Raw genomic sequence first — 1,227 nt, forward strand, 5'->3', positions numbered from 1 at the left:
CTCCAAGGTAGCCTGGATCTGATAACCCAGTTTTTCTCCCTCATTCTTGACCTTGGAGCGCTTGGGGCGGCCCGGAGGACGTTTGGCTGACACCGAAGCAACCGAAACCTGAGTTAAGGTATGCCATTCCAGCAGTTCCTCAAACCGCAGCAGCGCTTCCATGGCATCCGGCTTGCAGGCAAACACCTGAGCACACAAATCTTTCAACTGTCGTTGCAGTACCTTCTCTTGCTTGAGGAAACCGGACAGCCAACCTGGGTCGCTTTGCCGTCTATCCTGGCTTTCCACCAACACCCACCGTTGCGCTACCCCACCATAGTTCTGCGATTCTTCCCACAGACGATACCCCTCGAGTTGACAAGGTACTGGGTTCAATTCGGCTTCATCTCGTCCCACCAACGCCTGGGCTGCACTCAGGGTTTGCGGCACTCGGGTTAACCACTGCAAGGCCCCAACCTCCTTCAGGTTCGGCTCACTGTAGAAGGCGGCATCCATCACAAACAATCCCTCCACCTGCCATTGTTCAGCAAAGGACTTAGCAATTCCTGCAAACTTCTGGCTATCCGTCTCGTTGCCACTGCCGACTTTGAACCACAGAGGCACTCCACCATCTCGCGAGCAAATCAAATTCACCAGAAACTGCTTCAACTCAGGCCGATGGTCCCGGGAGTAGCCACGACAGATGTGAATGGCAGTCGGCTCTTGGGATTCTGTAATCGCCTCACCCTCACTGGTCTTGTCTAGCTTGTATTCCCCATCCACAGCCAATGAGGTCGAGTCTAAATGCAGTTGCTCTACCACAACGGCAAATCGTCGGACAGCTTGCAGCGCCACTTGGAAGAAGAACAAGGTCGTGCCGTAGGCAAACAACTCATCCAACACCCGCCCGATGCGGTCATCATTCAAGTGTTCTGCCTCAATCCCAGGTCCAAGCAAATGTTCCACTGGCTTGCCTACGAAGAATTCGCTGAACAGGTACAGCGGGGCGCTGACAAAGCCCAAGGCATTCAGAATCATTGCTTTCAACACTTGTCCCGGGCTAACCTGTTGCAGCTTGTGTGTCTTGAGTAACTCATCGCTTAACTCCACCAAGCCCAACTCATCAATAACACCCGCAATCAGTCCCAAGTGGTCCAAGTTCTCGATCTGCAAGGGGGCGATCCTAACTCGTCTCCCTCAGCTTATCCCCACTCCCTTTAATTCCCAGAGCAACCTGCGGAATGTCGG

At 53.6% G+C, this 1,227-nt stretch carries 1 protein-coding gene; it reads right to left on the bottom strand.

The features are described 5' to 3' along the window. Positions 1-1,152, bottom strand: a 1,152-nt coding sequence (locus tag ACQ4M4_RS28700; RefSeq protein ID WP_430687886.1) for an IS1634 family transposase, incomplete at its 3' end; no start/stop codon positions are given. Positions 1,153-1,227: the final 75 nt, after the last annotated feature.

Source organism: Leptolyngbya sp. AN02str, assembly GCF_050565595.1.
Classification (GTDB): Bacteria; Cyanobacteriota; Cyanobacteriia; order Elainellales; family Elainellaceae; genus Kaiparowitsia.